Raw genomic sequence first — 22917 nt, 5'->3', positions numbered from 1 at the left:
GTTGCCCAGCTTGGAGATGTGCACCAGGCCGTCCTTGCCCGGCAGCAGCGAGACGAAGGCGCCGAACGCCGCGGTCTTGACCACGGTGCCCAGGAACCGCTCGCCCACCTTGGGCATCTGCGGGTTGGCGATCGCGTTGATACGGTCCACCGCGGCGGCCGCGGACGGGCCGTCCGAGGCGCCGACGTAGATGGTGCCGTCGTCCTCGATGGTGATCTGGGCGCCGGTCTCGTCCTGGATCGAGTTGATCATCTGCCCCTTCGGGCCGATCACCGCGCCGATCTTGTCCACCGGGATCTTGACCACGGTGACCCGCGGGGCGTACGGGCTCATCTCGTCCGGACGGTCGATCGCCTCGGCCATCACGTCCAGGATGTGCAGCCGGGCGTCATGGGCCTGCGCCAGCGCCTGGGCCAGCACCTCGGACGGGATGCCGTCCAGCTTGGTGTCCAGCTGCAGGGCGGTGACGAAGTCGCGGGTGCCGGCCACCTTGAAGTCCATGTCGCCGAAGGCGTCCTCGGCACCGAGGATGTCGGTCAGCGCCACGTACTCGGTCTTGTCGTCCACGGTGTCGGAGATCAGGCCCATCGCGATGCCCGCGACCGGGGCCTTGATCGGCACGCCGGCGTTGAGCAGCGCCAGCGTCGAGGCGCACACCGAACCCATCGAGGTCGAGCCGTTGGAGCCGAGCGCCTCCGAGACCTGCCGGATCGCGTACGGGAACTCGTCGCGACTGGGCAGCACCGGCACCAGCGCTCGCTCGGCGAGCGCGCCGTGGCCGATCTCGCGCCGCTTCGGCGAGCCGACCCGGCCGGTCTCACCGGTGGAGTACGGCGGGAAGTTGTAGTTGTGCATGTAGCGCTTGGTGCGGTTCGGGCTCAGGGTGTCGAGCTTCTGCTCCAGGCCCAGCATGTTCAGCGTGGTGACGCCCAGGATCTGGGTCTCGCCGCGCTCGAACAGCGCCGAGCCGTGCACCCGGGGCAGCACCTCGACCTCGGCCGACAGCGTCCGGATGTCGGTCAGGCCGCGGCCGTCGATGCGCACCTTGTCGCGCAGCACCCGCTGCCGGATCAGGGTCTTGGTCAGCGACCGGTAGGCGGCGCTGATCTCCTTGTCCCGTCCCTCGAACTGACCGGCAAGGTCGGCCTTGGCCTGGTCCTTGATCCGGTCCAGCTCCAGCTCGCGGTCCTGCTTGTCGGCAATGGTGAGCGCGGTGGCGGTGGCGTCGCGGTAGCCGTCGGTGACCGCGGCCAGCACGTCGTCCTGGTAGTCCAGGAACACCGGGAACTCCCGGGTCTCCTTGGCCGCCGTCGCGGCGAGCTCGGACTGGGCCCGGCACAGCGTGGCGATGAACGGCTTGGCGGCCTCCAGGCCCGCCGCCACCACCTCTTCGGTGGGCTTGGTGGCGCCGCCGGCGACCAGCTCGATGGTGTTCTCGGTGGCCTCGGCCTCCACCATCATGATCGCGACGTCACCGGAGGAAAGCAGCCGGCCGGCCACCACCATGTCGAAGGTGGCGCGCTCCAGCTCGGTGTGGGTCGGGAAGCCCACCCACTGGCCGTCGACCAGGGCGACCCGGGTGGCGCCGACCGGCCCGTTGAACGGCAGGCCGGAGATCTGGGTGGACGCGGAGGCGGCGTTGATGGCCAGCACGTCGTAGGCGTGGTCGGGGTGCAGCGCCATCACCGTGATGACGACCTGGACCTCGTTGCGCAGACCCTTGATGAAGGTCGGCCGCAGCGGCCGGTCGATCAGCCGGCAGGTCAGGATGGCGTCCTCGGACGGCCGGCCCTCGCGCCGGAAGAACGAGCCCGGGATCCGGCCGGCGGCATACATCCGCTCCTCGACGTCGACCGTGAGGGGGAAGAAGTCGAACTGGTCCTTGGGGCTCTTGCCGGCCGTGGTGGCCGACAGCAGCATGGTCTCCTCGTCGAGGTAGGCCACTACGGAGCCAGCGGCCTGCTTGGCCAGCCGGCCGGTCTCGAATCGGATGGTGCGGGTGCCGAAGCTGCCGTTGTCGATGGTGGCCACGGCTTCGGTGGTGCCGGCGTCGGTCACGGCGTCGGTTTCGGACATAGCAGTCCGCCTCTCTGTCGGCAGCGCGCGGTGCGCGCTGGTACGAGCCGGGGCGGAGTGCATCGCGCACTCGATGGGCCGAGGATCTCGGCGGGTGCGGTGCCGGTCTTCGATCGAAGCGCCCGAGGCAGCCGGCGTGCGACTGCAGGTTCGGGACGCCACTACCGAGGACCGACCTCGGAGAGCCGCACGGTCGTTCAGCACCAGGGTGCGGGATGTCGTGCTCAGCTCCGGCGTGGATTCACTTGTCAGGGTTCCGCGAGCCGCCCCGCGGAAGGAGTGCGGGCCGCGCAACGAACGGGAGCGGCCCGATCGGACCGCTCCCGGTAGAACCTATCGACGCAGCCCGAGCCGCTCGATGATGGAGCGGTAGCGGTTGACGTCGGTCTTGGTGAGGTAGTTCAGCAACCGGCGCCGCTGGCCGACCAGCAGCAGCAGGCCGCGCCGGCTGTGGTGGTCGTGCTTGTGGCCCTTGAGGTGCTCGGTGAGGTCGGCGATCCGGCGGCTCAGCATCGCGATCTGCACCTCGGCCGACCCGGTGTCGGTGTCGGAGGCACCGTACTCGCTGATGATCTGCTGCTTGACTTCCTTGGTGAGCGGCACGAACGCTTACTCCTTCATCGTCTGGTGCAGGCACGCCCCGGCGGTCTTCCTCACGACGGGTGGATAACGCAGCTGCGGGCACGGCGGAACTCCGCGATTGCCGAAAGCCAGTCTAGCAGCCGGGCCGTCCGGCCTGTTAACCGAGCAGCTCCCGGGTCCGGGCGACGTCGTCGGCCATCTGGTCGACCAGTTCCTGCACCGAGTCGTAGCGGATCATCCCGCGCAGCCGGCGCACGAACTCCACTCCGAGGTTCTGGCCGTACAGGTCGGCGTCGAAGTCCAGGATGAACGCCTCCACCGAGCGGTGCTTGCCCTCGAAGGTCGGGTTGCTGCCCACCGAGATGGCCGCCGGCAGCGCCGGCCGGCCCGCGACGGTGTTGCCCCACTGGTCCAGGCGCACCACCCGGCCGGCGTAGATGCCGTCGGCCGGCACCGCCGGGTACGGCACCGGCCGGACGTTGGCCGTCGGGAAGCCCAGCTGCCGGCCGCGCTGGTCGCCGCGCACCACCACTCCGTCCAGCCGGTGCGAGCGGCCCAGGGCGTGCGCGGCGGCAGCCACGTCGCCGGCCTCCACGCAGGAGCGGATGTAGGTGGACGAGATCGGCCGGCCGGCCTCGGTCAGCAGCTCCACGCCCTCGGCGGCGAAGCCCCACCGGCTGCCCAGCTCGGCCAGCATCGCCACGGTGCCGGCGGCGCGGTGGCCGAACCGGAAGTTCTCCCCCACCACCACCGCGGCGGCGTGCAGCTCGGCGACCACCACCTGGTGGACGAAGTCCTCCGGGGAGAGCTTGGCGAACTCCAGGGTGAACGGCAGGAACACCACCACGTCCACCCCGAGCTCGGCGGCCAGCTCCGCCTTGCGGGTGTTGGTGGTCAGCTGCGGCGGATGGGTGCCCGGCCGCACCACTTCCGACGGGTGCGGGGTGAAGGTGACCAGCACCGTCGGCAGGTCCAGCTCGTCGGCCATCGAACGGGCCCGGGCGACGATCTGCTGGTGCCCGCGGTGCAGGCCGTCGAACACTCCGATGGTGACGACGCAGCGACCCCATCCGGCCGGGATCTCGTCCAGGCCACGCCAGCGTTGCACGCCCGGGAGTCTAGTTGCCGGGGTTTCCGGCTGATTCCGGACTGGGTCCGGCCGGTTCCGGGCTGGGTCCGGCCGGTTCCGGGCTCGGCCCGGCTTGCCCGGCCGGTTCCGGGCTCGGCCCGGGCTGTCCGGCGGTGGCCGAGGACAGCCAGCTCAGCGCCAGCACGTACCCCTCGACGCCCAGCCCGGTGATCACCCCGGAGGCCACCGCGGAGACGTAGGAGTGCCGGCGGAACTCCTCCCGGGCGGCGATGTTGGAGATGTGCACCTCGACCAGCGGCGCGGTGCGGGCGGCCACCGCGTCGCGCAGCACCACCGAGGTGTGGCTCAGGCCCGCCGGGTTCAGCACCACCGGCAGCCGCTCGTCCGCGGCCCGGTGCAGCCAGCCGACCAGCTCGGCCTCGGCGTCGCTCTGGTGCACCTCGACGGCCAGGCCCAGCTCGGCACCGGCCCGCACGCACAACGCCGCCAGCTCCGGATAGGTGGTGCTGCCGTAGATCTCCGGCTCCCGGGTGCCCAGCCGGCTCAGATTCGGCCCGTTGAGCACCAGTACCCGTTGAGCATCCATCGTCACTCTGTGCCCCTAATCGCTCCGGTCCTCGCTCCTACGTCGCTGCGATCCTCACTCACCCGCTGTGCCCCTAATCGCTCCGGTCCTCGCTCCTACGTCGCTGCGATCCTCACTCATCGGCTACTTCCGAGTAAGCCGCGGCCAGCAGCGCCGGGTCCGGGTCGTCGACCGTGACCGGTCGAGCCAGGCCCTCCAGCAGCACGAACCGTAGCCGATTGCCGCGGGCCTTCTTGTCGATCCGCATGGTCTCCAGCAGCTGCTCGAAGGCGCCGGCTCGGTAGCTGACCGGCAACCGCAGCGCGCTCAGCACCGCCCGGTGCCGGTCGGCGGTGGCGTCATCCAGCCGGCCCAGCGCCCGGGCCAGTTCCGCCGCGTACACCAGCCCGATCGAAACCGCCGCGCCGTGCCGCCACCGGTACCGCTCGGCCCTCTCGATGGCGTGGCCCAGGGTGTGCCCGTAGTTGAGCACCTCGCGCGGACCCTGCTCGGTGAGGTCGGCCGACACCACCCGGGCCTTGACCGCCACCGAGCGCTCGACCAGCTCGCGTTCGGCAGCGTTGCCGGGCACGGTCACCGCGCCGGGGTCGGCCTCGATCAGCTCCAGGATGGCGGGGTCGGCGATGAAGCCGCACTTGACCACCTCGGCCAGTCCCGCGACGTAGTCGTTGACCGGCAGGGTGGCGAGCGCGGTCAGGTCGCACAGCACCCCGGCCGGCGGGTGAAAGGCGCCGACCAGGTTCTTGCCGCGGTCGGTGTTCACGCCGGTCTTGCCGCCGACGGCCGCGTCCACCATGCCGGCCAGCGTGGTCGGCACCTGCACGATCGGCACCCCGCGCAGCCAGGACGCGGCCACCCAGCCGGCCAGGTCGGTGGTGGCGCCGCCGCCCAGCCCGACCAGGGCGTCGCTGCGGGTGAAGCCGACCTGGCCGAGCACGTCGAAGCAGAAGCCAGCCACCGCCAGCGTCTTGGCGGCCTCGCCGTCCGGCACCTCGATCAGGTGGGTTTCGAAGCCCTGGCCGGCCAGGTCGTCGCGGACCGCCTCGGCGGTGGCCAGCAGCGTCGGCGGGTGGATCACCGCAACCCGCTGGGCGCCGGCCAGCAGCCCGGCCAGCTCGCCGAGCAGCCCGGTGCCGATGATCACGTCGTAGGACCGGGCGCCGGTGATCTGGATCCGGGTCGGCCGGCTCATCGGGCCTGCCCGATCAGCTGCCGGTGCAGCAGGTCAGCCACCTCGGTGACCGACCTGCCGCCGGTGTCGATGCTGACCGTGGCCACCTCGGCGTACCAACCGCCCCGGGCCGCGGCAAGCTCGGCCAGCCGGTCCGAGGCGTTCCCGGCCAGCAAGGGTCGGGGTTCGGCGGGAGCCAGCCGGTTCAGCAGCTCGTCCTGGCCGGCAGTGAGCAGCACCACCGGTACGCCCGAGGCGGCCAGGTCCGCCCGTACCGCCCCGGTGGTCACCGCACCGCCGCCGAGGGCCAGCACGCCGCCGAAGCCGGCCAGCGCCTCGGCGATCAGGTCGGCCTCCAGCTCCCGGAACGCGGCCTCGCCCTGCCGCTCGAAGATCTCCGCGACCGAACGCCCGGTCTGGCGGGTGACCAGCTCGTCGGTGTCGGCGAACGGCACCCCCAGCCGGCGGGCCAGCTCCGCTCCGACGCTGGACTTGCCGGTGCCCGGCAGCCCCACCAGCACCACCCGGGGCGGCATTCAGAAACCCGGCCCGGACGGCGGGACCGGCTGCTCCATCGGCTCGCCGGCGCTCATCCCGCGCTCGGTGAGCCGGTCCAGGTAGGCCCGCGCGTTGCGCCGGGTCTCGCCGATCGAGTCGCCGCCGAACTTCTCCAGCACGGCCTGGGCCAGCACCAGCGCCACCATCGCCTCGGCCACCACCCCGGCGGCCGGCACCGCGCAGACGTCGGAGCGCTGGTTGATCGCCACCGCCGGCTCCCCGGTGGCCACGTCCACCGTGGCCAGCGCCCGCGGCACCGTCGAGATCGGCTTCATGGCCGCCCGGACCCGCAGCACCTCGCCGGTGCTCATGCCGCCCTCGATGCCGCCGGCCCGGTCCGACCGGCGCCGCAGCACCCCGTCCACGCCGCGCTCGATCTCGTCGTGCGCCTGGCTGCCAGGAGTGCGGGCCAGTTCCAGGCCGTCGCCGACCTCCACCGCCTTGATCGCCTGGATGCCCATCAGCGCGCCGGCCAGCCGGGAATCCAGCCGGCGGTCCCACTGGATGTGGCTGCCCAGCCCGGGCGGCACCGAGTAGGCAACCACCTCCACCACGCCGCCGAGGGTGTCCCCGGCCCGCTTGGTGGCATCGATCAGGGCCACCATCGCGGCACTGGCGCCGGGGTCGAGGCAGCGCACCTCGGAGGCGTCGATCCGGTCGGCGTCGCCGGGCCGCGGCAGGGTGCCCGGCGGGGCGGACACCGAGCCGATCGTGGTGACGTGGCTGAGCAGTTCCACCCCGACGCTCTGGCGCAGGAAGCTCTTGGCCAGCACGCCGAGCGCCACCCGGGCCGCGGTCTCGCGGGCGCTGGCCCGCTCCAGCACCGGACGGGCGTCGTCGAGGTCGTACTTCTGCATGCCGACCAGGTCGGCGTGGCCCGGCCGGGGCCGGGTCAGCGGCTCGTTGCGGGCCTGCTCGGCCAGCACCTCCTCCGGCACCGGGTCGGCCGACATCACGGTCTGCCACTTGGGCCACTCGGTATTGCCGATCCGGACCGCCACCGGGCCGCCCATGGTGGCGCCGTGCCGGACCCCGCCGGTCAGCTCCACCTCGTCCTGCTCGAACTTCATCCTGGCGCCGCGGCCGTGCCCGAGCCGGCGGCGGGCCAGGTCCCGGGCGATGTCGGCGGTGCTGACCGTCACGCCGGCCGGCAACCCCTCCAGGATCGCCACCAGGGCCGGGCCGTGCGATTCTCCGGCAGTCATCCAGCGCAGCACTCGACCGATTGTGTCACCCGGGCGCGCCCGGCACCCGGACGGGTAGTGCCCTCTGCCGGCCGTCCCGGGTTCGGCCGTCCCGGGTTCGGCCGTCCCGGGTTCGGCCGACATCTTCCGGCCGTTCCCGGTCGGGCCATCCTGGCCCAGCCGTCCCGGCCGGCCAATTTGGTTCAGCCATCATGGTGGGGTGGGCGAGCAGACCGGCTGGACGACCGACCCGTCCAGCCTGCGCGAGGTGCTCACCGACCGGCGCGGGGTCGAGCAGGCGCTGGCCGCCGCCGAACCGGTGCAGCGGCTGTTCCTGCTGGGGCTGCTGGGCCGCGCCGAGCAGGGCCTGGCCGAGGGCCAGCGGCTGCTGGACGGGCTCGGTGCCCGCTCCGATCCGTGGCAGCTGCTGCTGCGGCTGGCCGATCTGCACTGCCTGTGCTCGGACTTCGCGGCGGCCGAGCGCTGCCACCAGCGGGCCTGGCGGCACGCCCTCGGCCGGGAGCGGCAGGCCAGCACCCTGCACTCGATCGGGGTGCGCCAGTTCGAGCAGGGCGACCGGGACGCCGCGGCGGCCAGCTTCCAGCTGGCGCTGACCCTGCTCAGCCTGTTCGGCGACACCCCGCTGCGGGCCCGGACGGCCGCGGCGCTGGCGCTGGCCCGGGGTGGCGCGGGCCTGGACGAGGCCTTCGACGCGGTGATCCTGTCCGGCGGGCGGGGCAGCCGGATGGCCGGGGGGCTCGGCGTCGCCGCGAACACAGCCAAGCCGGAGCGCAAGCTGGCCGGCTGGCCGCTGGTCGACCACGTGCTGCTGGCCTGCAGTGCGGCCAGCCGGCGGATCGTGGTCGGCGCCGCCCGGTACGGGATCGGCGAGCCGGTGTTCTGCCGGGAGCAGCCGGCCGGCAGCGGACCGGTGGCGGGCGTCAGCGCCGGCCTGCGGCAGGTCCAGCAGCCGGTGGTGCTGGTGCTGGCCGCCGACCTGCCGTTCGTCGCCGGGGCGCTGGGTCCGCTGCGGGCGCTGCTGGCCGACCGGCCGGACGCCGGGGCCGCGGTGCTGGTGGACCCGGCCGGCCGGGTCAACTACCTGGCGGCGGCCTGGCGTACCGCGGCCCTGTACACCGCCCTGGACCGGCTGGGCGATCCGGCCGGCCGGCCGGTACGGGCGCTGTACGAGGGGGTCGAGGTCGGCTACCTGCCGGACTTCGACGCCTGGGGTGCCGACTGCGACACCCCGCGGGACCTGCGGCTGGCCGAGGACCGGATCAGGCAGCGCAGCCGGGGACGGCTGCCCGCAGCGCAGCTCGCATGGCCTCGACTGGAGCTGCACTCCCCGTCATGAGCTCGACCTGGCGGGCGGCCTGGTACAGCAGCATCGCCGCGCCGCTGACCACCGGGGCACCGGCGGCGGCGAAGGCGGCGGCCAGCGGCGTCGGCCACGGCGTGTAGACCGCATCCAGCAACGCCTGGCGGTTGGAGAACGGCAGGCCGGCGTAGCTGTCGGCGGCCCCGGGCGGCAGGGTGGCGATGACCAGGTCGGCGGCCAGCCACTGCTCCGGGTCGGCCAGCGGGGCGACGGTGACCGGCAGCGCCAGCCGGCCGGCGGTGGCCAGCAGCTCGGCGGCCCGGGACGGCTCGCGGACCAGTACCTGCACCTGGCGGGGCGCGGTGCCACCGGCCAGCGCCGCCAGCGCGGCCTGCGCGGTGCCGCCGGCCCCGAGCACGGCGACCCGCCCGGAGACCGGCACCGAGGCGGCGGCCAGCGCGTCCCGGATCCCGATCCAGTCGGTGTTGTCGGCGTGCCAGCCGGCCGGCGTCCGCAGCAGCGTGTTGCCGGCCCCGATGGCGGTCGCCGCGGGGCTCGCCGAGGCAGCCACCCGCAGCACCTGCCGCTTCAGCGGCATGGTGCAGGAGTAGCCCACCACGTCCTCGGCCGAGCGGTCGAGCAGGCCGGCGAGCTCCGGCTCGTCACACTCGATCGCGGTGTAGCGCCAGCCGGTCAGGCCGAGCGCGCGGTAGGCGGCCCGGTGCAGCACCGGCGACAGCGAGTGCCCGACCGGCTTGCCCAGCACCGCCGCCGAGCGGGGTGGCACCTAGCAGCCCCAGCCGTTGGCCTTGCACTTGGCGACCGCCTCGACCCAGACGTTCTCGTCGGCGGTGAAGATGTGGTGCCCGGCCGCGTCGGCGACCACGTAGTACAGCCAGTCCCCGGGCGCCGGGGCGATCGCCGCCTGCAGCGAGGCCTCGCCGGGGTTGGACACCGGGGTCGGCGGCAGCCCGGTATGGGTCCGGACGTTGTACGGCGAGTCCTCGGTGTAGGTCACCGAGTTCGGGTCCTTGCCCTCCACCGCCAAGCCGTACCGGTTGGCCGCGTCGATGCCGATCGGGGTGCCGTTGGCCAGCCGGTTCAGGATCACCCGGGCCACCTTGGGCCGGTCTTGAGGGAACTTGGCCTCCGACTCCACCAGCGAGGCGATGATCAGCGCCTGGTACGGGGTCAGCTTCTGGGCCTTGGCCGCGGCGGCGAAGCCGAGCTTGCGGTACTCGGCGTCGAACTGGCCGGTCAGCTGCTGCATCACCTCGAGGGCGGACTGGTCCGGGTCGAACTCGTAGGTGGCCGGGAACAGGAAGCCCTCGGCGGTCTTGGGGCTGAGCCCGTCGGGCAGGCCCAGGGTGGGAATCCGGGCGGCCGCGGCCTGCAGCTGGGCGACCGGCAGCCCGGTCTTGCCGGCCAGCAGCGGAAGGATCTGCTTGACGGTGTAACCCTCCGGGATGGTCACCTGCGAGACCAGCCGGTTGGCCGGGTCCAGGATGGCGGCCATCGCGGCCGCGCCGGAGGCGTGCAGCGGCACCCGGTACACCCCGGCCTGGATGTCGTTGGCCCGCCCGGAGTTCTCGGCGGCGTCGACGAAGGCCCGGACGGACTTGACCACGCCGGCCTTCTCCATCGCCGCCGCGACGTCGCTGGCGCCGTCGCCGGGCGAGATCTTGACCCGGGTGAAGCCCTGGCCGGAGCCGGCGTAGTCCGGAACGGCGAACCGGTCGTTGAAGCGGTCGGCGACCGAGGTGACGATCTTGTAGCTGACGCCGATCAGGACGAAGATCAGGACGATCGCGACGATCGGGGCGATCCGGTGCCGGCGCCGGCGCCGGGCGCGGCGTCGCTGGGATCGCTTACGAGCACCCGGGACGTACGGCGCGCTGTCGCCGGAGTCGAACAACGGATGCTCGTCGTCGCGCACTTCGTCGATCGAACCCTCCACCTGCGTGTGGCCCTTCCGAATCCGCTAGTCAGGGTGTTGCTGGGTCGAACCGTCAAGAAACGACTGCAAGATCTCCACGGCGGCGGCCTGATCCACCACCGACCGCTTGGCCCGGCCCCGCACGCCGCTGGCGGTCAGGTTCCGTTGCGCCAGCACCGTGGTGAGTCGCTCGTCCACGTAAAGTACCGGACGCGGGGCTATCCGTGCCGCCAGTGCCTGTCCGTACTCCCGGGCCTCGGCCACCGCGGGTCCCGCCCGGCCGGCCAGCGTCCGGGGCAGGCCGACCACCACCCCGACCGCGTCGTGCTCGGCCAGCAGGCCGGTCAGCTGGTCCAGGTCGCGGCCCAGCCGGCGATCGCGGCGCAGCGTGGCGACCGGCACGGCGAGCATCCCGGACGCGTCGCTGCGGGCCACGCCGACCCGGACCGAGCCCACGTCCACGCCGAACCAGACGACGGACGGGCGGGCGGCGCCGGGTTCGCTCATCGCGGCGGCGGGCTGGCTCAGGCGCCGGCCGGCCGGTCGGCGGTCGGGCTCACCGCGGTGGCCACCTCACCGGCCGGGCCGGGTGGCACGGCACCGTCGGGCGTCAGCGCGGTCGGCGATCCGGCGTCCAGGCCGGCGGCGGCGCGCAGGGCGGCCTCCTGGCTGGACATGGCCGTCCGGACGTCGTCGGCGAAGTCGCGCAGCGCCGCGGCGAGGTCGGACAGCCCCGCGCCGAGGCCGGCCGCGATCCCCTGCGGCGTCATCCGCTCGGCGGCCCGGGACAGCTTGCGCACGATCAGCACCCCGAGGCTGGCACCGAGGGCCAGCCAGAACAGCCGGCGCATCTCAGGGGTTCCTCCGCCGCCGGCCGGCCCGCCGGTCGGCGCGGGCCGCCGCGATCGCCTGGCTGTCCTGCCGCTTGCGCACGCTGGAGCGCACGCCGTAGGAGAAGGCGGCGACCTTGATCAGCGGAGTGCCGATGGTCGAGGTGACGATGGCGGTCAGCGCCGCGGCGTTTGAGGTGATCGAGCTGACGCCGTGGGTGATGCCCTCCATCTGCTCCAACTGGGTGTTGACGTTGGCCACCGTGGTCTGGGCACTGGTCAGCAGCGGGGTGGCCCCCTCGTGCGTCTTGCGGATCGCCAGGGTCGCCTCGTCCAGCGTCCTGCCGAGCTTGAGCAGCGGGATCGCCAGCAGCAGCACCAGCAGGACGAACGCGCCGGCGGCGATCAGCGCCGCGATTCCTCCAGCGTGCACGCGCGGGCCTCCTTTCCGTCGTGAAGGTTCATGTGTTTCCGTCTGAGGTTCATCTCCGGGCCGGTGTCGGGTCCCGGGCATCCAGTGGACCCTACCTGCTGGCCGATCAGGGCCGGATGCCGCGGATCACCGCGCGCAGCTTGGCCAGCCGCTCGGCGATCGCCCGCTCGGCGCCGCGCGGACCGGGCTGGTAGTAGTCCCGGCCGACCAGCTCGTCCGGCGGGTACTGCTGGGTGGCCACGCCCTCGGGCAGGTCGTGCGGGTACTGGTACCGCTTGCCGTGGCCCAGCCGGCCGGCGCCGGCGTAGTGGCTGTCGCGCAGCGGTGCCGGGACCGTACCGGCCAGGCCCGCCCGGACGTCGCCGATGGCGGCGTCCACGGCGGTGATCACGGCGTTGGACTTGGGCGCCAGGGCCAGGTGGATGGTGGCCTGGGCGAGGTTGATGCGGGCCTCCGGCATGCCGATCAGGGCCACCGCGTCGGCGGCCGCGGTGGCGGCCAGCAGGGCGGTCGGATCGGCCATCCCGATGTCCTCGCTGGCGTGCACCACCAGCCGGCGGGCGATGAAACGGGGGTCCTCGCCGGCCACGATCATCCGGGCCAGGTAGTGCAGGGCGGCGTCGACGTCCGAGCCCCGGATCGACTTGATGAAGGCGCTGATCACGTCGTAGTGCTGGTCGCCGTCGCGGTCGTAGCGCACCGCCGCGGTGTCGACGGCCTGCTCCAGCGCGGCCAGGCTGATCTCCCGCTCGCCGGTCTTTCGCTCGCCGGTCTTTCGCTCGCTGGTCGTTTGCTCGGCGGCCTCCTGCTCGCCGGCCTCCTGCTCGGCGGCGGCCAGTACCGAGCCCGCCGCCGCCTCCAGCGCGGTGAGGGCCCGGCGGGCGTCGCCGGCGGCCATCCGCACCAGGTGTTCGCGGGCCTCGCCGGACAGCCGGACCGTGCCGCCGAGCCCGCGCGGGTCGGTCAGCGCCCGGTCCACCAGCTGATTGATGTCGTCGTCGGTGAGCGGCTGCAGGGTGAGCAGCAGGCTGCGCGAGAGCAGCGGCGAGACCAGCGAGAAGTACGGGTTCTCGGTGGTCGCCGCGACCAGGGTAACGGTCCGGGCCTCCACCGCGGCCAGCAGCGAGTCCTGCTGGGTCTTGGAGAAGCGGTGGATCTCGTCGATAAACAGCACCGTGGGGCGGCCGCCGTGCTCCAGGGTGCGGCGGGCGGTCTCGATCACCGCCCGGACGTCCTTGACGCCGGCGTTAAGCGCTGACAGCTGCACGAAGCGCCGGTTGCCGGCGGTCGAGACGATGGTGGCCAGGGTGGTCTTGCCGGTGCCGGGCGGGCCGAACAGGATCAGCGACATCGGCGCGTCGCCCTCGACCAGCCGGCGCAGCGGCGAGCCGGGGCCGAGCAGCTGCTGCTGGCCGAGCACCTCGTCCAGGGTGCGCGGGCGCATCCGGACGGCGAGCGGGCTGTTCGGGTCGTCGGCGCCTTCGAAGGGATCGGCCGGCTCGGCCCGGGCCGGCAGGCTGTCCTCGACCGGATCGCCGAACAGGGTCATGGCCGGGCCGCGGCAGGCGGTGCGGCGACTGCTGGCATCGCGCGTCTCCTTCCAGCCCTACTCCAGTGCCGGTCTTTCGAGGATCCGCTGAGCCTTTAGCATTCCCCGGCTCGGGGCCCGGGCGGTGAGCTCGGGGCCCGGGCGGTGAGCTCGGGGTCCGGTGAGCTTGCGCCGGGTGAGCTTGCGCCGGGTGGGCTTGTGGCCCGGTGAGCTTGTGGCCTGCTGATCCTCTGAGCACCCTAGCCCGCGCACTAGATTGGGAGCACGCGGCGCGGGCCGCGGGAATGGGGCCGGCACGGATGGCTGTCAGTACGGCGCGGCGCCGGATCATCAAGCTGCGTACCTCCTCGCCGGACGGGCCGGGCGGCGAGGGAGCGGTCGGCGTGGAAGCGGTCGGCGACGAGCTGACCGTCGAGGCGCCGTTGAACCTGATCGTGGGTGGTGAGTCGATCGCCACCCTGATGCGCACCCCGGGCCACGACCTGGAGCTGGCCGCCGGCTGGCTGACAGTGGAGTCCGGGGTGCGCTCGCCCGGCGACCTGCAGGAGCTGCGGCAGTGCCGGACTGCCGACGACCTCGACCTGCGCGCGCTGGACGGGGTCAGCGGGCGGGGCGTCGACCAGGTGCACGTGGCACTGGACGCCGGGGTGCGCCGGCCCCGGCCGCGGGCCTGGGTGACCGGGGCGGCGTGCGGGGTGTGCAGCGCGGACGTGCTCGATCTCAGCCCGCTGCGACGGTCGGCGCCGCACACGGCCGGCTGGACGGTGCCGGCCGGGGTGCTGCAGGGATTGCCGGACCAGGTGCGGCTGCAACAGCGGACCTTCTCCCGGACCGGGTCGCTGCATGCCGCGGCGCTGGCGACCGCGGCCGGGCAGGTGCTGGTGGTGCGGGAGGACGTCGGGCGGCACAACGCGGTGGACAAGGTGGTGGGCTGGGCGCTGCTGGCCGGGCGGCTGCCGGCCACCGACCTGCTGCTGGTGGTCAGCGGGCGGGTGTCGTTCGAGATCGTGCAGAAGGCGGTGGCCGCCGGGGTGGCTGGCATGGTCGCGGTGTCGGCGCCGTCGGACCTGGCGGTGGACCTGGCGCGCGAGCATGAGCTGGTGCTGGCCGGGATGGTGCGTCCGGGCCGGATGAACGTCTACGCGGGTAGCGAGCTGGTGACTGGGCTGGAGCTGGCCGACAAGCCGGACTAGACCGGTTGATTGCTTGCCGGGCCGCGCATCGTAGGTGGCCGATTGCCTGCCGGCGGATGTCGTAGGCGGTCGGTTGGGCGTCAGAGGCCGATCGATGCCCGCCGGGCGGCCGTCAGACGAACAGCTTTCCCTCTTCCAGATCGAGCGCCCGCTCGATGGCCGCGGCGCTGGCGCGCGAGCAGCTGACCCGCCGACCGGTGCACAGGTGGTTGACCGTGGAGTGGCTGAGCCCGGCGCGCCGGGCCAGTTCCCGTTCGCTCAGCCGGGCCAACTCCAGGCACTCGACGAGCACCACCCGGCTCCGCAGGCGCATGGCGGCTACCTCTGGTCCCTGCCGAGCCGCCGCCGACCGCGGCCGGCCACCGGACAGCTGCCGAGTTCGCCCATGGCGGCTCGGCCTGCATCTGCGGTGTCAGTAGCTGCGGAGCAGGCCTGGCTCCGCCGGACATCGCGTCCACCGTTGTCGGACCTGCCGGGCATCATCAGACCTCCAACATCGGCTGTAGCGGATGGCAGAGCGAGAAGGTACCGGTGCAGCAAGCTTTACTTTTTATAGCTAATCGATCTTGATCTCTGGTTCTGCCGGTTGTCAAGAACTGTCGGACAGCTACGCCGATAGCGATTACAAGGGCTTTACGTCGTTGCTTCGGACAGCCGCGCGTCATGCCGGGCGGTTTCGGCATGCCAGGTACGGCGTCGCCACTCGCCTCACCTAGCCGCCGTGTGCGGTCAGTAAAGTTCGGAGATCAGAAGTCACCGCAGCAGGGCGTTGCGCGCAGGCAGCCCGGCACGAGACGGTTACTCATGGTGGTCACGGACAAGGGATGTCAGCATGCATGCGTTTCGTAGCCTGATCCAGGCTCGGATGGCCGAGCGTGGTTACAAGCCCGCCGATGTGGTCCGGCTGTCAGGCCTGTCGCGGCAGACGCTGCACTCGATCCTGACCGATTCGCGCGACAGCATCAAAGACATGCCGTCCCGCAAGACGGTGCAGGTGCTTGCCGAGGCGCTGCGGCTGCCCGCCGACCAGTTGCTGGTTGCCGCGGCGGAGGCGTACGGCGTGCCGGTGGCGGCGCCGGTGCTGGTTCCCACCGTGACCGACGTATCGGATTCCGAGCTCGCGCGGGAACTGCTGCGCCGGGCCGCGGCTCGCGAGGGGAACGGCAACGCGCCACCGCCGCTGGACCTCACCGACATCGACGACGAGTCGGTGCTGGCCGTCGTGGACCTGCGCCGCCGGCTGCTCGCCGAGGCTGCCGCCGAGACAGACAGCCGACCCGGCCTTGCCGACACGCTCAACCATCTGGCGGCCGTGATCACCGCCGCCCTCGGTCACGCGGCGCAGAGCACTGGCCACCACAGTGCCGACGACCAGTCCTGAGGGCCCGAGTACCTGGGCGGATCGCCAACGACTGGCACACCGCGATCGCGGCCTGACGACCCGGAGCAACCGGCAACGGACGTACCGGCAGCAGGCACACCGTAACGGCCGCACCGGCACCCCAACACCGATGAGAGGCAGCCGTCAGAACGGTGGCGTGCCGGAATACGCGGGGTAGGTGCTCGGCGGTTCGTTGGGGTGCACCGGGTGGGTGTTCGGCGGCCCGCCGGGGTCTGCCTGCTGCGTGGGCGGCTGCTCGCCAGGACTCCGCCAGCGTTGCGGAGGGTGACCAATACGCCGATGGCCGGTGTCATCGGTCCAGGTGAAGGACCCGTCCTCGTTGCGGCGATATTCCCAGCCGGTACCGGCCTTGCACAGGTTGTGCCGCCGGCAGGCCAGCGCCCCGTTGCACCGGCAGGTCCGGCCACCCTGTGCGTAGGGCGTGATGTGCTCGTACTCGCACCGGTAGCCGGGTTGGTTGCAGGTCGGGAAGGCACACACGCCATCCCGGGCACTGACGTAGTCCCGCAACCGCTGGCTGGGCCGGTATCGCTCAGCGCTGATGTCCAACAGCTGCCCGGTGTCGGGATCGGTCAGCAACCGGCGCCAGCTGCCGGACTCGTCGGCGGCCAGCCAGCGGGCCGTCTCGGCGGTGATCGGCCCGTAACCCGCCAGGTGTGCGGGCTCGTCGTCCAACCGCAGCAGGGTGTCGGCGCTGACCACGACCTGGATGGCCGGCCGCCGGCCCTGCAGCTCCGGCAGGGCGTCCTGGGGAAGGCCGGACAGCACCGCGTCCACCAGCAGGTCGGCCCGGCGCTGATCCATCGTCCGGACGTCGTCGGGCGGCAGGAGGGTGGCCGCGGCGGTGAGCCGGGTGAAGATCAGCTGGCCCTCGACCGCGCCCAGCAGCACCGGCAGCTCCGCCATGCCATCGTTCGCGGGCTGGAAGCCCACCCTGCGGTCGGCCAACGCCCGGACGTGCCGCTGCTCCGCGGTGGCCGGATCGAGCGCAGTTGCCGCCCGGCTGACCGTCTGCCGCAACTGGCTGACCGTCTGGTCGGCGGCCCGTTCGGTGACCTGACGGTCGAACTGTTCGACCAGCTCGGCGTCCAGCCCCCAGGCGGCTTCGGTGATCAACTGCGCGTGCCGCTCGGAGATCTCGCCACCGGCCAGCAGCGCCAGCGTCCGGGGCAGCTCGTCTACCAGCGTCCGGCTGGTCTTGAGCTTGCGCTGGGCCGTCGGCACCGGGATCTTCAGCGCCAGCGACACGGCCTCACCGGACAGGTGGAGCGCACTGGTGTCGGTCGCGTCGATCTCGGCCAGCACCCGGGCCTGCACCGCGTCGAGCCAGTTCTTCTGTTCCTGCAGGGCCGCGACCAGATCGATCCGCTCGCCGGCCGACAGCTGCTTCGGATCGAACCGGGCGAGCTCGCCGGTCGACCGCGCGGCCGGCACTAGTGCGACCAGCTGGGCGAGCCGTTCACCGGGCGGCACCATCGGCGCATCTGCCGGCTGCTCCAGCCGGTCCGGCCCAGCCGCCGCGGTATCGATCACAGTGCCGACCTTATCGAACAACGCTGACAGTTTTGGAGCCGAAACATCTTTGTGGATAGGGCAAATCGCTGTGGATAATGCTGACGGTCATCGCACTGAGCACGAGAATGTGTTTATCCATAAGCAACTGCTACAGAGCCCCACATCGATGACTGCCCGAGTGCTCAGAGTCGCTGTACGAACAAGGCAAAACGCTGAGCACTACGGTGCTGGCCGCGCATCCACCACGCGTCAACCGCGTCGCTCCCCGTGCTGGGAACACCTCGCCCACCAGCCCACCGGGGTCACCTGTACCACCATCCGCCGGCCACAGTCGGGGCAGTAACGCGGCGGTTCCAGCGCCGCTCGCCGGGCGCAGCCGGCATGCTCGCCACCAACCGGACCGCCACCAGCCGGAGAGCCGACCGCCAGATCGCCATCAGCCGGATCGCCGCCAGCCGGCGCACCACACTGGTCGCAATAGATCGTCGTATCAGGCACCAGACAGCCTTACAAAGTCGCTGACAGCGCCTTGATGGGCATCTTCAGCTCCGCCAGCAGCTCCAGGTCGGACTCCGCCGGCCGCCCCAGGGTGGTCAGGTAGTTGCCCACGATCACCGCGTTGATGCCGCCGAGCATCCCCTGCCGGGCACCCAGGTCGCCCAGGGTCAGCTCCCGCCCGCCGGCGAAGCGCAGGATGGTGCGGGGCAGCGCCAACCGGAACGCGGCGATTGCGCGCAGCGCATCCCGGGCGTCGAGCACCGGCAGGTCGGCGAACGGGGTGCCGGGCCGCGGGTTGAGGAAGTTCAGCGGCACCTCGTCCGGCGCGAGGTCGGCCAGCTGCACCGCGAACTCGGCGCGCTGCTCCAGGGTTTCCCCCATGCCGATGATGCCGCCGCAGCAGACCTCCATGCCGGCCGCGGCGACCATCCGCAGGGTGTCCACCCGCTCCTGCCAGGTGTGGGTGGTCACCACCCGGTCGAAGTACGAGCGGGCGGTCTCCAGGTTGTGGTTGTAGCGATGCACCCCGAGCGCTGCCAACCGATCGACCTGGTCCTGGCTGAGCATGCCCAGCGAGCAGGCGACCTGGATGTCCACCTCGGCGCGAATGGCCCGCACGCCCTCGGCCACCTGGTCCATCAGCCGCTGGTCCGGCCCGCGCACCGCGGCCACGATGCAGAACTCGCTGGCCCCGGTGGCGGCGGTCTGCCGGGCCGCCTCGACCAGGCTGGAGATGTCCAGCCAGGCCGCCCGCACCGGCGAGGAGAACTGGCCGGACTGCGAGCAGAAGTGGCAGTCCTCCGGGCAGCCGCCGGTCTTGAGGCTGACGATCCCCTCCACCTCGACCTCGGGACCGCACCAGCGCATCCGCACCTGGTGGGCCAGTGCCAGCAACGCCTCCAGCTGGTCGTCGGGCAGCCGCAGCACCTCGACCAGATCCCGCTCGCCGAGACCCACCCCGCCGTCGAGCACCTGCTCGCGGGCGCGGCTGAGCACGGAGGTGTCGATCGCGGTCATGGACTGCTCACTCTCATCGGTTCCGGTGCGGCATGGCGTCGGACAAAGCTAACGGCATCGAAGCTGCCACCGAGCGCCGGCGTGAGCGATCGCACGGCGACCTCGGCGAACGCCTCCGGCAGCAGCCGGCCGGCGCCGGAAGGGAGCACGCCCCGCAACGGCGCGCCCCCGTAGGACGGCAGGTCCTGCAGGTTGCAGCGCTCGGCCAGGCCCGGTTCGGCCGGCCAGTCCCCCACCACCAGATGCCCGGGTGCCAGGCCCCACTCCTCGAGCGCCCGGGCGGTGGCGGCGGCGTGGTGCAGGCAGCCCAGGTTCGCACCGGTCACCAGCACCACCTCGACCCGCGGACTCCGCCCGTCGCCGGAGGGCGACCGGACCAGCTCCTGGACGGCGCCGATCAGCTCGGCCATCCCCTCGTCCCGGTCGTTGAACCGGACCAGCGCCCCGCCGGCCCCCTCGACGATCACCAGGTCCCGGTCGGCCAGCCCGGCGATCCGGCCGGCCAGCTCGTCCAGGGCCGGGCCCGGGTCGCCGAGCCGGCGCGCGGCGGTCGCCGGTGCCAGCGGCTCGGCGTAGCGGACGTACTCGTGCAGGTCGTCCAGGCCGGTCAGTCGCCGCACCTCGGCCAGGTCACCCGGCTCGCCGGGCCGCACCCCGGTCTGCACCGGCTTGACCACTGCCACCCGCTGCCCGGCCCGCAGCGCGCAGGAGGCCAGGGCCGCGGTGGTCACGGTCTTGCCCACCCCGGTACCGGTGCCGGTCACTGCGATGAACCTCATGACGGCCACACTGCCCGCCAGGTCTGACAGAAACGTTCCAGGTCGGCATCGGTGAGGTCGGCCCGGGCTACCAGCCGCAACCGGGCGGTGCCCGGCGGCACCGACGGCGGCCGGAAACAGCCCACCTCGATCCCCCGCTCGCGCAGCGCCTGGGCCCGTTCGAAGGCCGGCAGCGCCTCGCCGACGAGCACCGGCAGCACCGCCGCGTCCGGCGCCGGCACCCCGCAGATCGCCGCCAGGTCGGCCGCCCGGCGGCGCACCGCCGCGGCCAGGCCCGGCTCGGCCGCGACGATCCGGACCGCGGCCAGCGCCGCTCCCACCGCCGCCGGGTTCAGCCCGGTGTCGAAGACGAACGACCTGGCCCGGTCGACGAGGTGGTCGATCACCGGCTGCCCGCCGAGCACCGCGCCGCCCTGCGCACCGAGCGCCTTGGACAGCGTGACCGTGGTGACCACGTTCGGCTCGGCGGCCAGTCCCGCCTCGGCCACCGCACCCCGGCCGGCACCCCGCACGCCCAGGCCGTGCGCGTCGTCGACCAGCAGCAAGGCACCGAACCGGACGGCCAACCGGTGCCAGCCGGCCAGTGGCAGCAGGTCGCCGGCGGCGGAGTTGACCGCCTCCAGCAGCACCAGCGCGCGGGGCTCGGCCCGGACGGCCAGCGCGGTGGCGGCGGCCCGCTGGTCGCCGTGCGGCACCACCACCACCCGGGACCGGCTCAGCCGGCAGGCGTCGATCAGCGAGGCGTGGTTGGCCGCGTCGGAGACGATCAGGCAGTCCGGGCCGGCCAGCGCGGTCACCGCGCCCAGGTTGGCCAGGTAGCCCGAGGAGAACACCAGCGCCGCCGGCGCGCCCACCAGGCCGGCCAGCGCCCGCTCCAGCTCGGCGTGCAGCTCGGTGCTGCCGGTCACCAGCCGCGAGCCGGTGGCGCCGGCTCCCCAGCGGTCCAGCGCCGCGGCGGCACCGGCCAGCACCCTCCGGTCGCGGGCCAGGCCCAGGTAGTCGTTGGACGCGAGATCGAGAATGCCGAGCCGTCCACCGGGCTCCGGACGCCGCGGCCGCAGCGTTCGGCGCAGCCCGGCCGCCGTGCGCTCGGCGGCGGCGTCGGCCAGCCAGGCCAGCGGATCCGGCCAGCCGCCGGCAGCGACGGCGGCAGCGGACATGGGCGCCAACCTACGTCAGCCGGCCGGTCACGCCGCCACCGGCTGGTGGCCCGTGCCGACTGCGCCACACCCGGTCGCGGTGGCGATCCGCAGCCCGCATCGGCTGACCGTCCGGCTAGCGGCTCTGCCTACAGCTGATCAGCTATCGCTGATTGGCTGCGCCGCCGGCCAGTGCGGCGGCCCGGATCCCCGCGCCGAGCACGGCCAGCTCGTCGTCGGTCATTCGATAGGCCGGCATGGTGTAGATCAGGTCCCGGAACGGCCGCAGCCACACTCCGTGCTCGACGGCGGCGGCAGTCGCGGCCGCCACGTCCACCGGGCCGGTCAGCTGCACCACCCCGATCGCGCCCAGCACCCGGACGTCGGCCACCCCCGGCAGGCCCGCCAGCAGGGCCAGCTCGCGCCGCAGGCCGGCCTCGATCCGGCCCACCGCGGCCTGCCAGGGCGAGGACAGCAGCAGGTCGATCGAGGCCAGCGACACCGCGGCCGCCAGCGGGTTGGCCATGAACGTCGGGCCGTGCGCCAGCACCGGCACCGGTCCGCGCGAGATCTGCTCGGCCACCGCGCCGGTGCACAGGGTCGCCGCCATCGACAGGTAGCCGCCGGTCATCGCCTTGCCCAGGCAGCAGATGTCCGGCGCCACCCCGACGTGGTCGGCCGCGAACAGCGCGCCGGTACGGCCGAAGCCGGTGGCGATCTCGTCGAAGATCAACAGCACCCCGTGCCGGTCGGCCAGCTCCCGCAGCGCGATCAGGTAGCCGGGGCTGGCGAACCGCATCCCGCCGGCGCCCTGCACCACCGGTTCGACGACGATCGCGGCGATCGACTCGGCATGCGAAGCCAGCATCCGGTCCCACTGCTGCAGATAATCGAGGTCCGGCCCGGCGTCGAAGCCGGCCGGCGGCGCATCGACGAACACCTGGGCCGGCAGCGCCGTCCCCCACATCGCGTGCATGCCGCCGACCGGGTCGCACACGCTCATCGGGTGCAGGGTGTCGCCGTGGTAGCCGCCCCGCCAGGTCATCAGCCGGCGCTTGTCCGGGAGGCCGGCCGACACCCAGTACTGCAGCGCCATCTTGGCCGCCACCTCGACCGCCACCGACCCGGAGTCGGTGAAGAACACGTGCTGCAGCGGCTCGGCGGTGATCGCGACCAGCCGGCGGGCCAGCTCGATGGCCGGCTGGTGGGTCAGGCCGCCGAACATCACGTGGCTCATCGACTCCAGCTGCCGGCGCACCGCCGCGTCCAGCACCGGGTGCCGGTAGCCGTGGATGGCCGCCCACCACGAGGACATGCCGTCGACCAGCTCGCGCCCGTCGGCCAGCCTGAGCCGGACACCGGACGCCGACTCGACCAGCAGCGGCGCGGACCCGGCCGGCAGCGTCGCGTACGGATGCCAGACGTGCCGCCGGTCGAAGGCGAGGAGCGCGTCCGGCTCAGTCACCCGTGGCGCTGGGAACAGCCGGCTCGCCGGTCGGCAGCGCGTGCTCGGCGGATCTCCTGGCCTCGGCGTCCTTCGGCTTGGCGTCCACGCCGGCCTCCCGGCGCTGCTCCGGGGTGATCGGCGCCGGCGCCTCGGTCAGCGGGTCGTAGCCGCCGCCGGTCTTCGGAAAGGCGATCACGTCCCGGATCGAGTCGGTGCCGGCCAGCAGCGCGCAGATCCGGTCCCAGCCGAAGGCGATGCCGCCGTGCGGCGGGGCGCCGTAGGCGAAGGCGTCGAGCAGGAAGCCGAACTTCTCCTGCGCCTGCCGCTCGTCCAGGCCCATCACCGCGAACACCCGCTCCTGGATGTCGCGGCGATGGATACGGATCGACCCGCCACCGATCTCGTTGCCGTTGCAGACGATGTCGTAGGCGTAGGCCAGCGCGCTGCCCGGGTCGGTGTCGAAGGTGTCGGTGAATTCCGCCTTGGGGCTGGTGAAGGCGTGGTGCACGGCGGTCCAGGCCCCGGATCCGACCGCGACGTCACCGGCCGCGACCGCGTCACCCGCCGGCTCGAACAACGGGGCGTCGACGACCCAGACGAAGGACCAGGCC

At 72.9% G+C, this 22917-nt stretch carries 22 protein-coding genes and 1 pseudogene; 3 read left to right on the top strand and 20 right to left on the bottom strand.

Features of this window, described 5'->3' with window-relative positions:
* From VLJ82_RS02000 to aroC, 7 genes and pseudogenes are all read right to left on the bottom strand, one after another.
* The coding region (locus VLJ82_RS02000; protein WP_408661648.1) for a polyribonucleotide nucleotidyltransferase at positions 1 to 2076 on the bottom strand (2076 nt) is incomplete at its 3' end.
* 333 nt (positions 2077 to 2409) lie between these two features.
* Entirely contained in the window at positions 2410 to 2679 is a 270-nt protein-coding gene (gene rpsO / locus VLJ82_RS01995) for a 30S ribosomal protein S15 (RefSeq protein ID WP_408661647.1), read from the bottom strand.
* Between the two features lie 136 nt (positions 2680 to 2815).
* Entirely contained in the window at positions 2816 to 3766 is a 951-nt protein-coding gene (locus tag VLJ82_RS01990; protein WP_408661646.1) for a bifunctional riboflavin kinase/FAD synthetase, read from the bottom strand.
* A 139-nt stretch (positions 3767 to 3905) separates the two neighbouring features.
* Positions 3906 to 4334 (bottom strand): annotated as a pseudogene (aroQ, locus tag VLJ82_RS01985) (type II 3-dehydroquinate dehydratase); the annotation flags it as partial.
* Positions 4335 to 4446: 112 nt separating this feature from the next.
* The gene (gene aroB / locus VLJ82_RS01980) at positions 4447 to 5526 is read right to left on the bottom strand and encodes a 3-dehydroquinate synthase (protein ID WP_408661645.1); all 1080 of its coding nucleotides are present in this window, start codon (positions 5524 to 5526) and stop codon (positions 4447 to 4449) included.
* On the bottom strand, positions 5523 to 6041 hold the full coding sequence (locus tag VLJ82_RS01975) for a shikimate kinase (protein ID WP_408661644.1): 519 nt from the start codon (positions 6039 to 6041) through the stop codon (positions 5523 to 5525). Before VLJ82_RS01975 ends, aroB begins: the two co-directional genes overlap by 4 nt.
* The gene (gene aroC / locus VLJ82_RS01970; RefSeq protein WP_408661643.1) at positions 6042 to 7280 is read right to left on the bottom strand and encodes a chorismate synthase; all 1239 of its coding nucleotides are present in this window, start codon (positions 7278 to 7280) and stop codon (positions 6042 to 6044) included. It abuts the gene before it with no gap.
* 187 nt (positions 7281 to 7467) lie between these two features.
* On the opposite strand from aroC, the gene VLJ82_RS01965 reads away from it, so the two are divergent.
* Positions 7468 to 8604 carry an NTP transferase domain-containing protein gene (locus VLJ82_RS01965; protein ID WP_408661642.1) on the top strand — a complete coding sequence of 379 codons (1137 nt, stop codon included), beginning with the start codon at positions 7468 to 7470 and terminating at the stop codon, positions 8602 to 8604.
* Here VLJ82_RS01965 and VLJ82_RS01960 read toward each other — a convergent pair.
* The 6 genes from VLJ82_RS01960 to VLJ82_RS01935 all read right to left on the bottom strand — a co-directional run bounded on the left by VLJ82_RS01960 (position 8528) and on the right by VLJ82_RS01935 (position 13316).
* Positions 8528 to 9355 (bottom strand): shikimate dehydrogenase, encoded by an 828-nt coding sequence (locus tag VLJ82_RS01960; RefSeq protein ID WP_408661641.1) that lies wholly within the window; start codon positions 9353 to 9355, stop codon positions 8528 to 8530. The genes VLJ82_RS01965 and VLJ82_RS01960 overlap by 77 nt on opposite strands.
* Positions 9356 to 10525: an endolytic transglycosylase MltG gene (gene mltG, locus VLJ82_RS01955; protein WP_408661640.1), complete on the bottom strand. Its 1170-nt coding sequence runs from the start codon at positions 10523 to 10525 to the stop codon at positions 9356 to 9358.
* A 24-nt stretch (positions 10526 to 10549) separates the two neighbouring features.
* Positions 10550 to 11011, bottom strand: a complete 462-nt coding sequence (gene ruvX, locus VLJ82_RS01950) for a Holliday junction resolvase RuvX (protein WP_408661639.1) — start codon at positions 11009 to 11011, stop codon at positions 10550 to 10552.
* Between the two features lie 17 nt (positions 11012 to 11028).
* On the bottom strand, positions 11029 to 11355 hold the full coding sequence (locus VLJ82_RS01945) for a hypothetical protein (protein ID WP_408661638.1): 327 nt from the start codon (positions 11353 to 11355) through the stop codon (positions 11029 to 11031).
* Position 11356: 1 nt separating this feature from the next.
* Positions 11357 to 11767 (bottom strand): DUF948 domain-containing protein, encoded by a 411-nt coding sequence (locus VLJ82_RS01940; protein WP_408661637.1) that lies wholly within the window; start codon positions 11765 to 11767, stop codon positions 11357 to 11359.
* Positions 11768 to 11873: 106 nt separating this feature from the next.
* Positions 11874 to 13316 (bottom strand): replication-associated recombination protein A, encoded by a 1443-nt coding sequence (locus VLJ82_RS01935; RefSeq protein ID WP_408661636.1) that lies wholly within the window; start codon positions 13314 to 13316, stop codon positions 11874 to 11876.
* A gap of 299 nt (positions 13317 to 13615) precedes the next feature.
* On the opposite strand from VLJ82_RS01935, the gene VLJ82_RS01930 reads away from it, so the two are divergent.
* Positions 13616 to 14509 carry a formate dehydrogenase accessory sulfurtransferase FdhD gene (locus VLJ82_RS01930; RefSeq protein ID WP_408661635.1) on the top strand — a complete coding sequence of 298 codons (894 nt, stop codon included), beginning with the start codon at positions 13616 to 13618 and terminating at the stop codon, positions 14507 to 14509.
* 112 nt (positions 14510 to 14621) lie between these two features.
* Here the strand turns inward: VLJ82_RS01930 and VLJ82_RS01925 are convergent, their stop codons facing one another.
* Entirely contained in the window at positions 14622 to 14822 is a 201-nt protein-coding gene (locus tag VLJ82_RS01925; protein ID WP_408661634.1) for a helix-turn-helix domain-containing protein, read from the bottom strand.
* Positions 14823 to 15341: 519 nt separating this feature from the next.
* On the opposite strand from VLJ82_RS01925, the gene VLJ82_RS01920 reads away from it, so the two are divergent.
* Positions 15342 to 15890 carry a transcriptional regulator gene (locus VLJ82_RS01920; RefSeq protein ID WP_408661633.1) on the top strand — a complete coding sequence of 183 codons (549 nt, stop codon included), beginning with the start codon at positions 15342 to 15344 and terminating at the stop codon, positions 15888 to 15890.
* A 144-nt stretch (positions 15891 to 16034) separates the two neighbouring features.
* Here the strand turns inward: VLJ82_RS01920 and VLJ82_RS01915 are convergent, their stop codons facing one another.
* From VLJ82_RS01915 to VLJ82_RS01890, 6 genes are all read right to left on the bottom strand, one after another.
* Complete coding sequence (locus tag VLJ82_RS01915; RefSeq protein WP_408661632.1) at positions 16035 to 17444, bottom strand: HNH endonuclease signature motif containing protein; 1410 nt, start codon at positions 17442 to 17444, stop codon at positions 16035 to 16037.
* A 489-nt stretch (positions 17445 to 17933) separates the two neighbouring features.
* A complete protein-coding gene (gene bioB, locus VLJ82_RS01910; RefSeq protein ID WP_408661631.1) occupies positions 17934 to 18941 on the bottom strand; it encodes a biotin synthase BioB in 1008 nt (335 codons plus the stop codon).
* The gene (bioD, locus tag VLJ82_RS01905) at positions 18938 to 19720 is read right to left on the bottom strand and encodes a dethiobiotin synthase (protein ID WP_408661630.1); all 783 of its coding nucleotides are present in this window, start codon (positions 19718 to 19720) and stop codon (positions 18938 to 18940) included. The genes bioB and bioD overlap by 4 nt, the downstream gene beginning before the upstream one ends.
* Positions 19717 to 20880, bottom strand: coding sequence for an 8-amino-7-oxononanoate synthase (locus tag VLJ82_RS01900; RefSeq protein ID WP_408661629.1), 1164 nt, complete (start codon positions 20878 to 20880; stop codon positions 19717 to 19719). The genes bioD and VLJ82_RS01900 overlap by 4 nt, the downstream gene beginning before the upstream one ends.
* Positions 20881 to 21022: 142 nt before the next feature.
* Complete coding sequence (locus VLJ82_RS01895) at positions 21023 to 22324, bottom strand: adenosylmethionine--8-amino-7-oxononanoate transaminase (RefSeq protein ID WP_408661628.1); 1302 nt, start codon at positions 22322 to 22324, stop codon at positions 21023 to 21025.
* On the bottom strand, positions 22317 to 22917 hold a 601-nt coding region (locus VLJ82_RS01890; protein ID WP_408661627.1), incomplete at its 5' end, for an amino acid--tRNA ligase-related protein. The genes VLJ82_RS01890 and VLJ82_RS01895, both read right to left, overlap by 8 nt.

Source organism: Jatrophihabitans sp., assembly GCF_035474675.1.
In the GTDB taxonomy this organism is placed as follows: domain Bacteria; phylum Actinomycetota; class Actinomycetes; order Mycobacteriales; family Jatrophihabitantaceae; genus Jatrophihabitans_A.
Note: the sequence above shows the minus strand (reverse complement) of the source record. Positions and strands in the feature narration are given on the sequence as shown.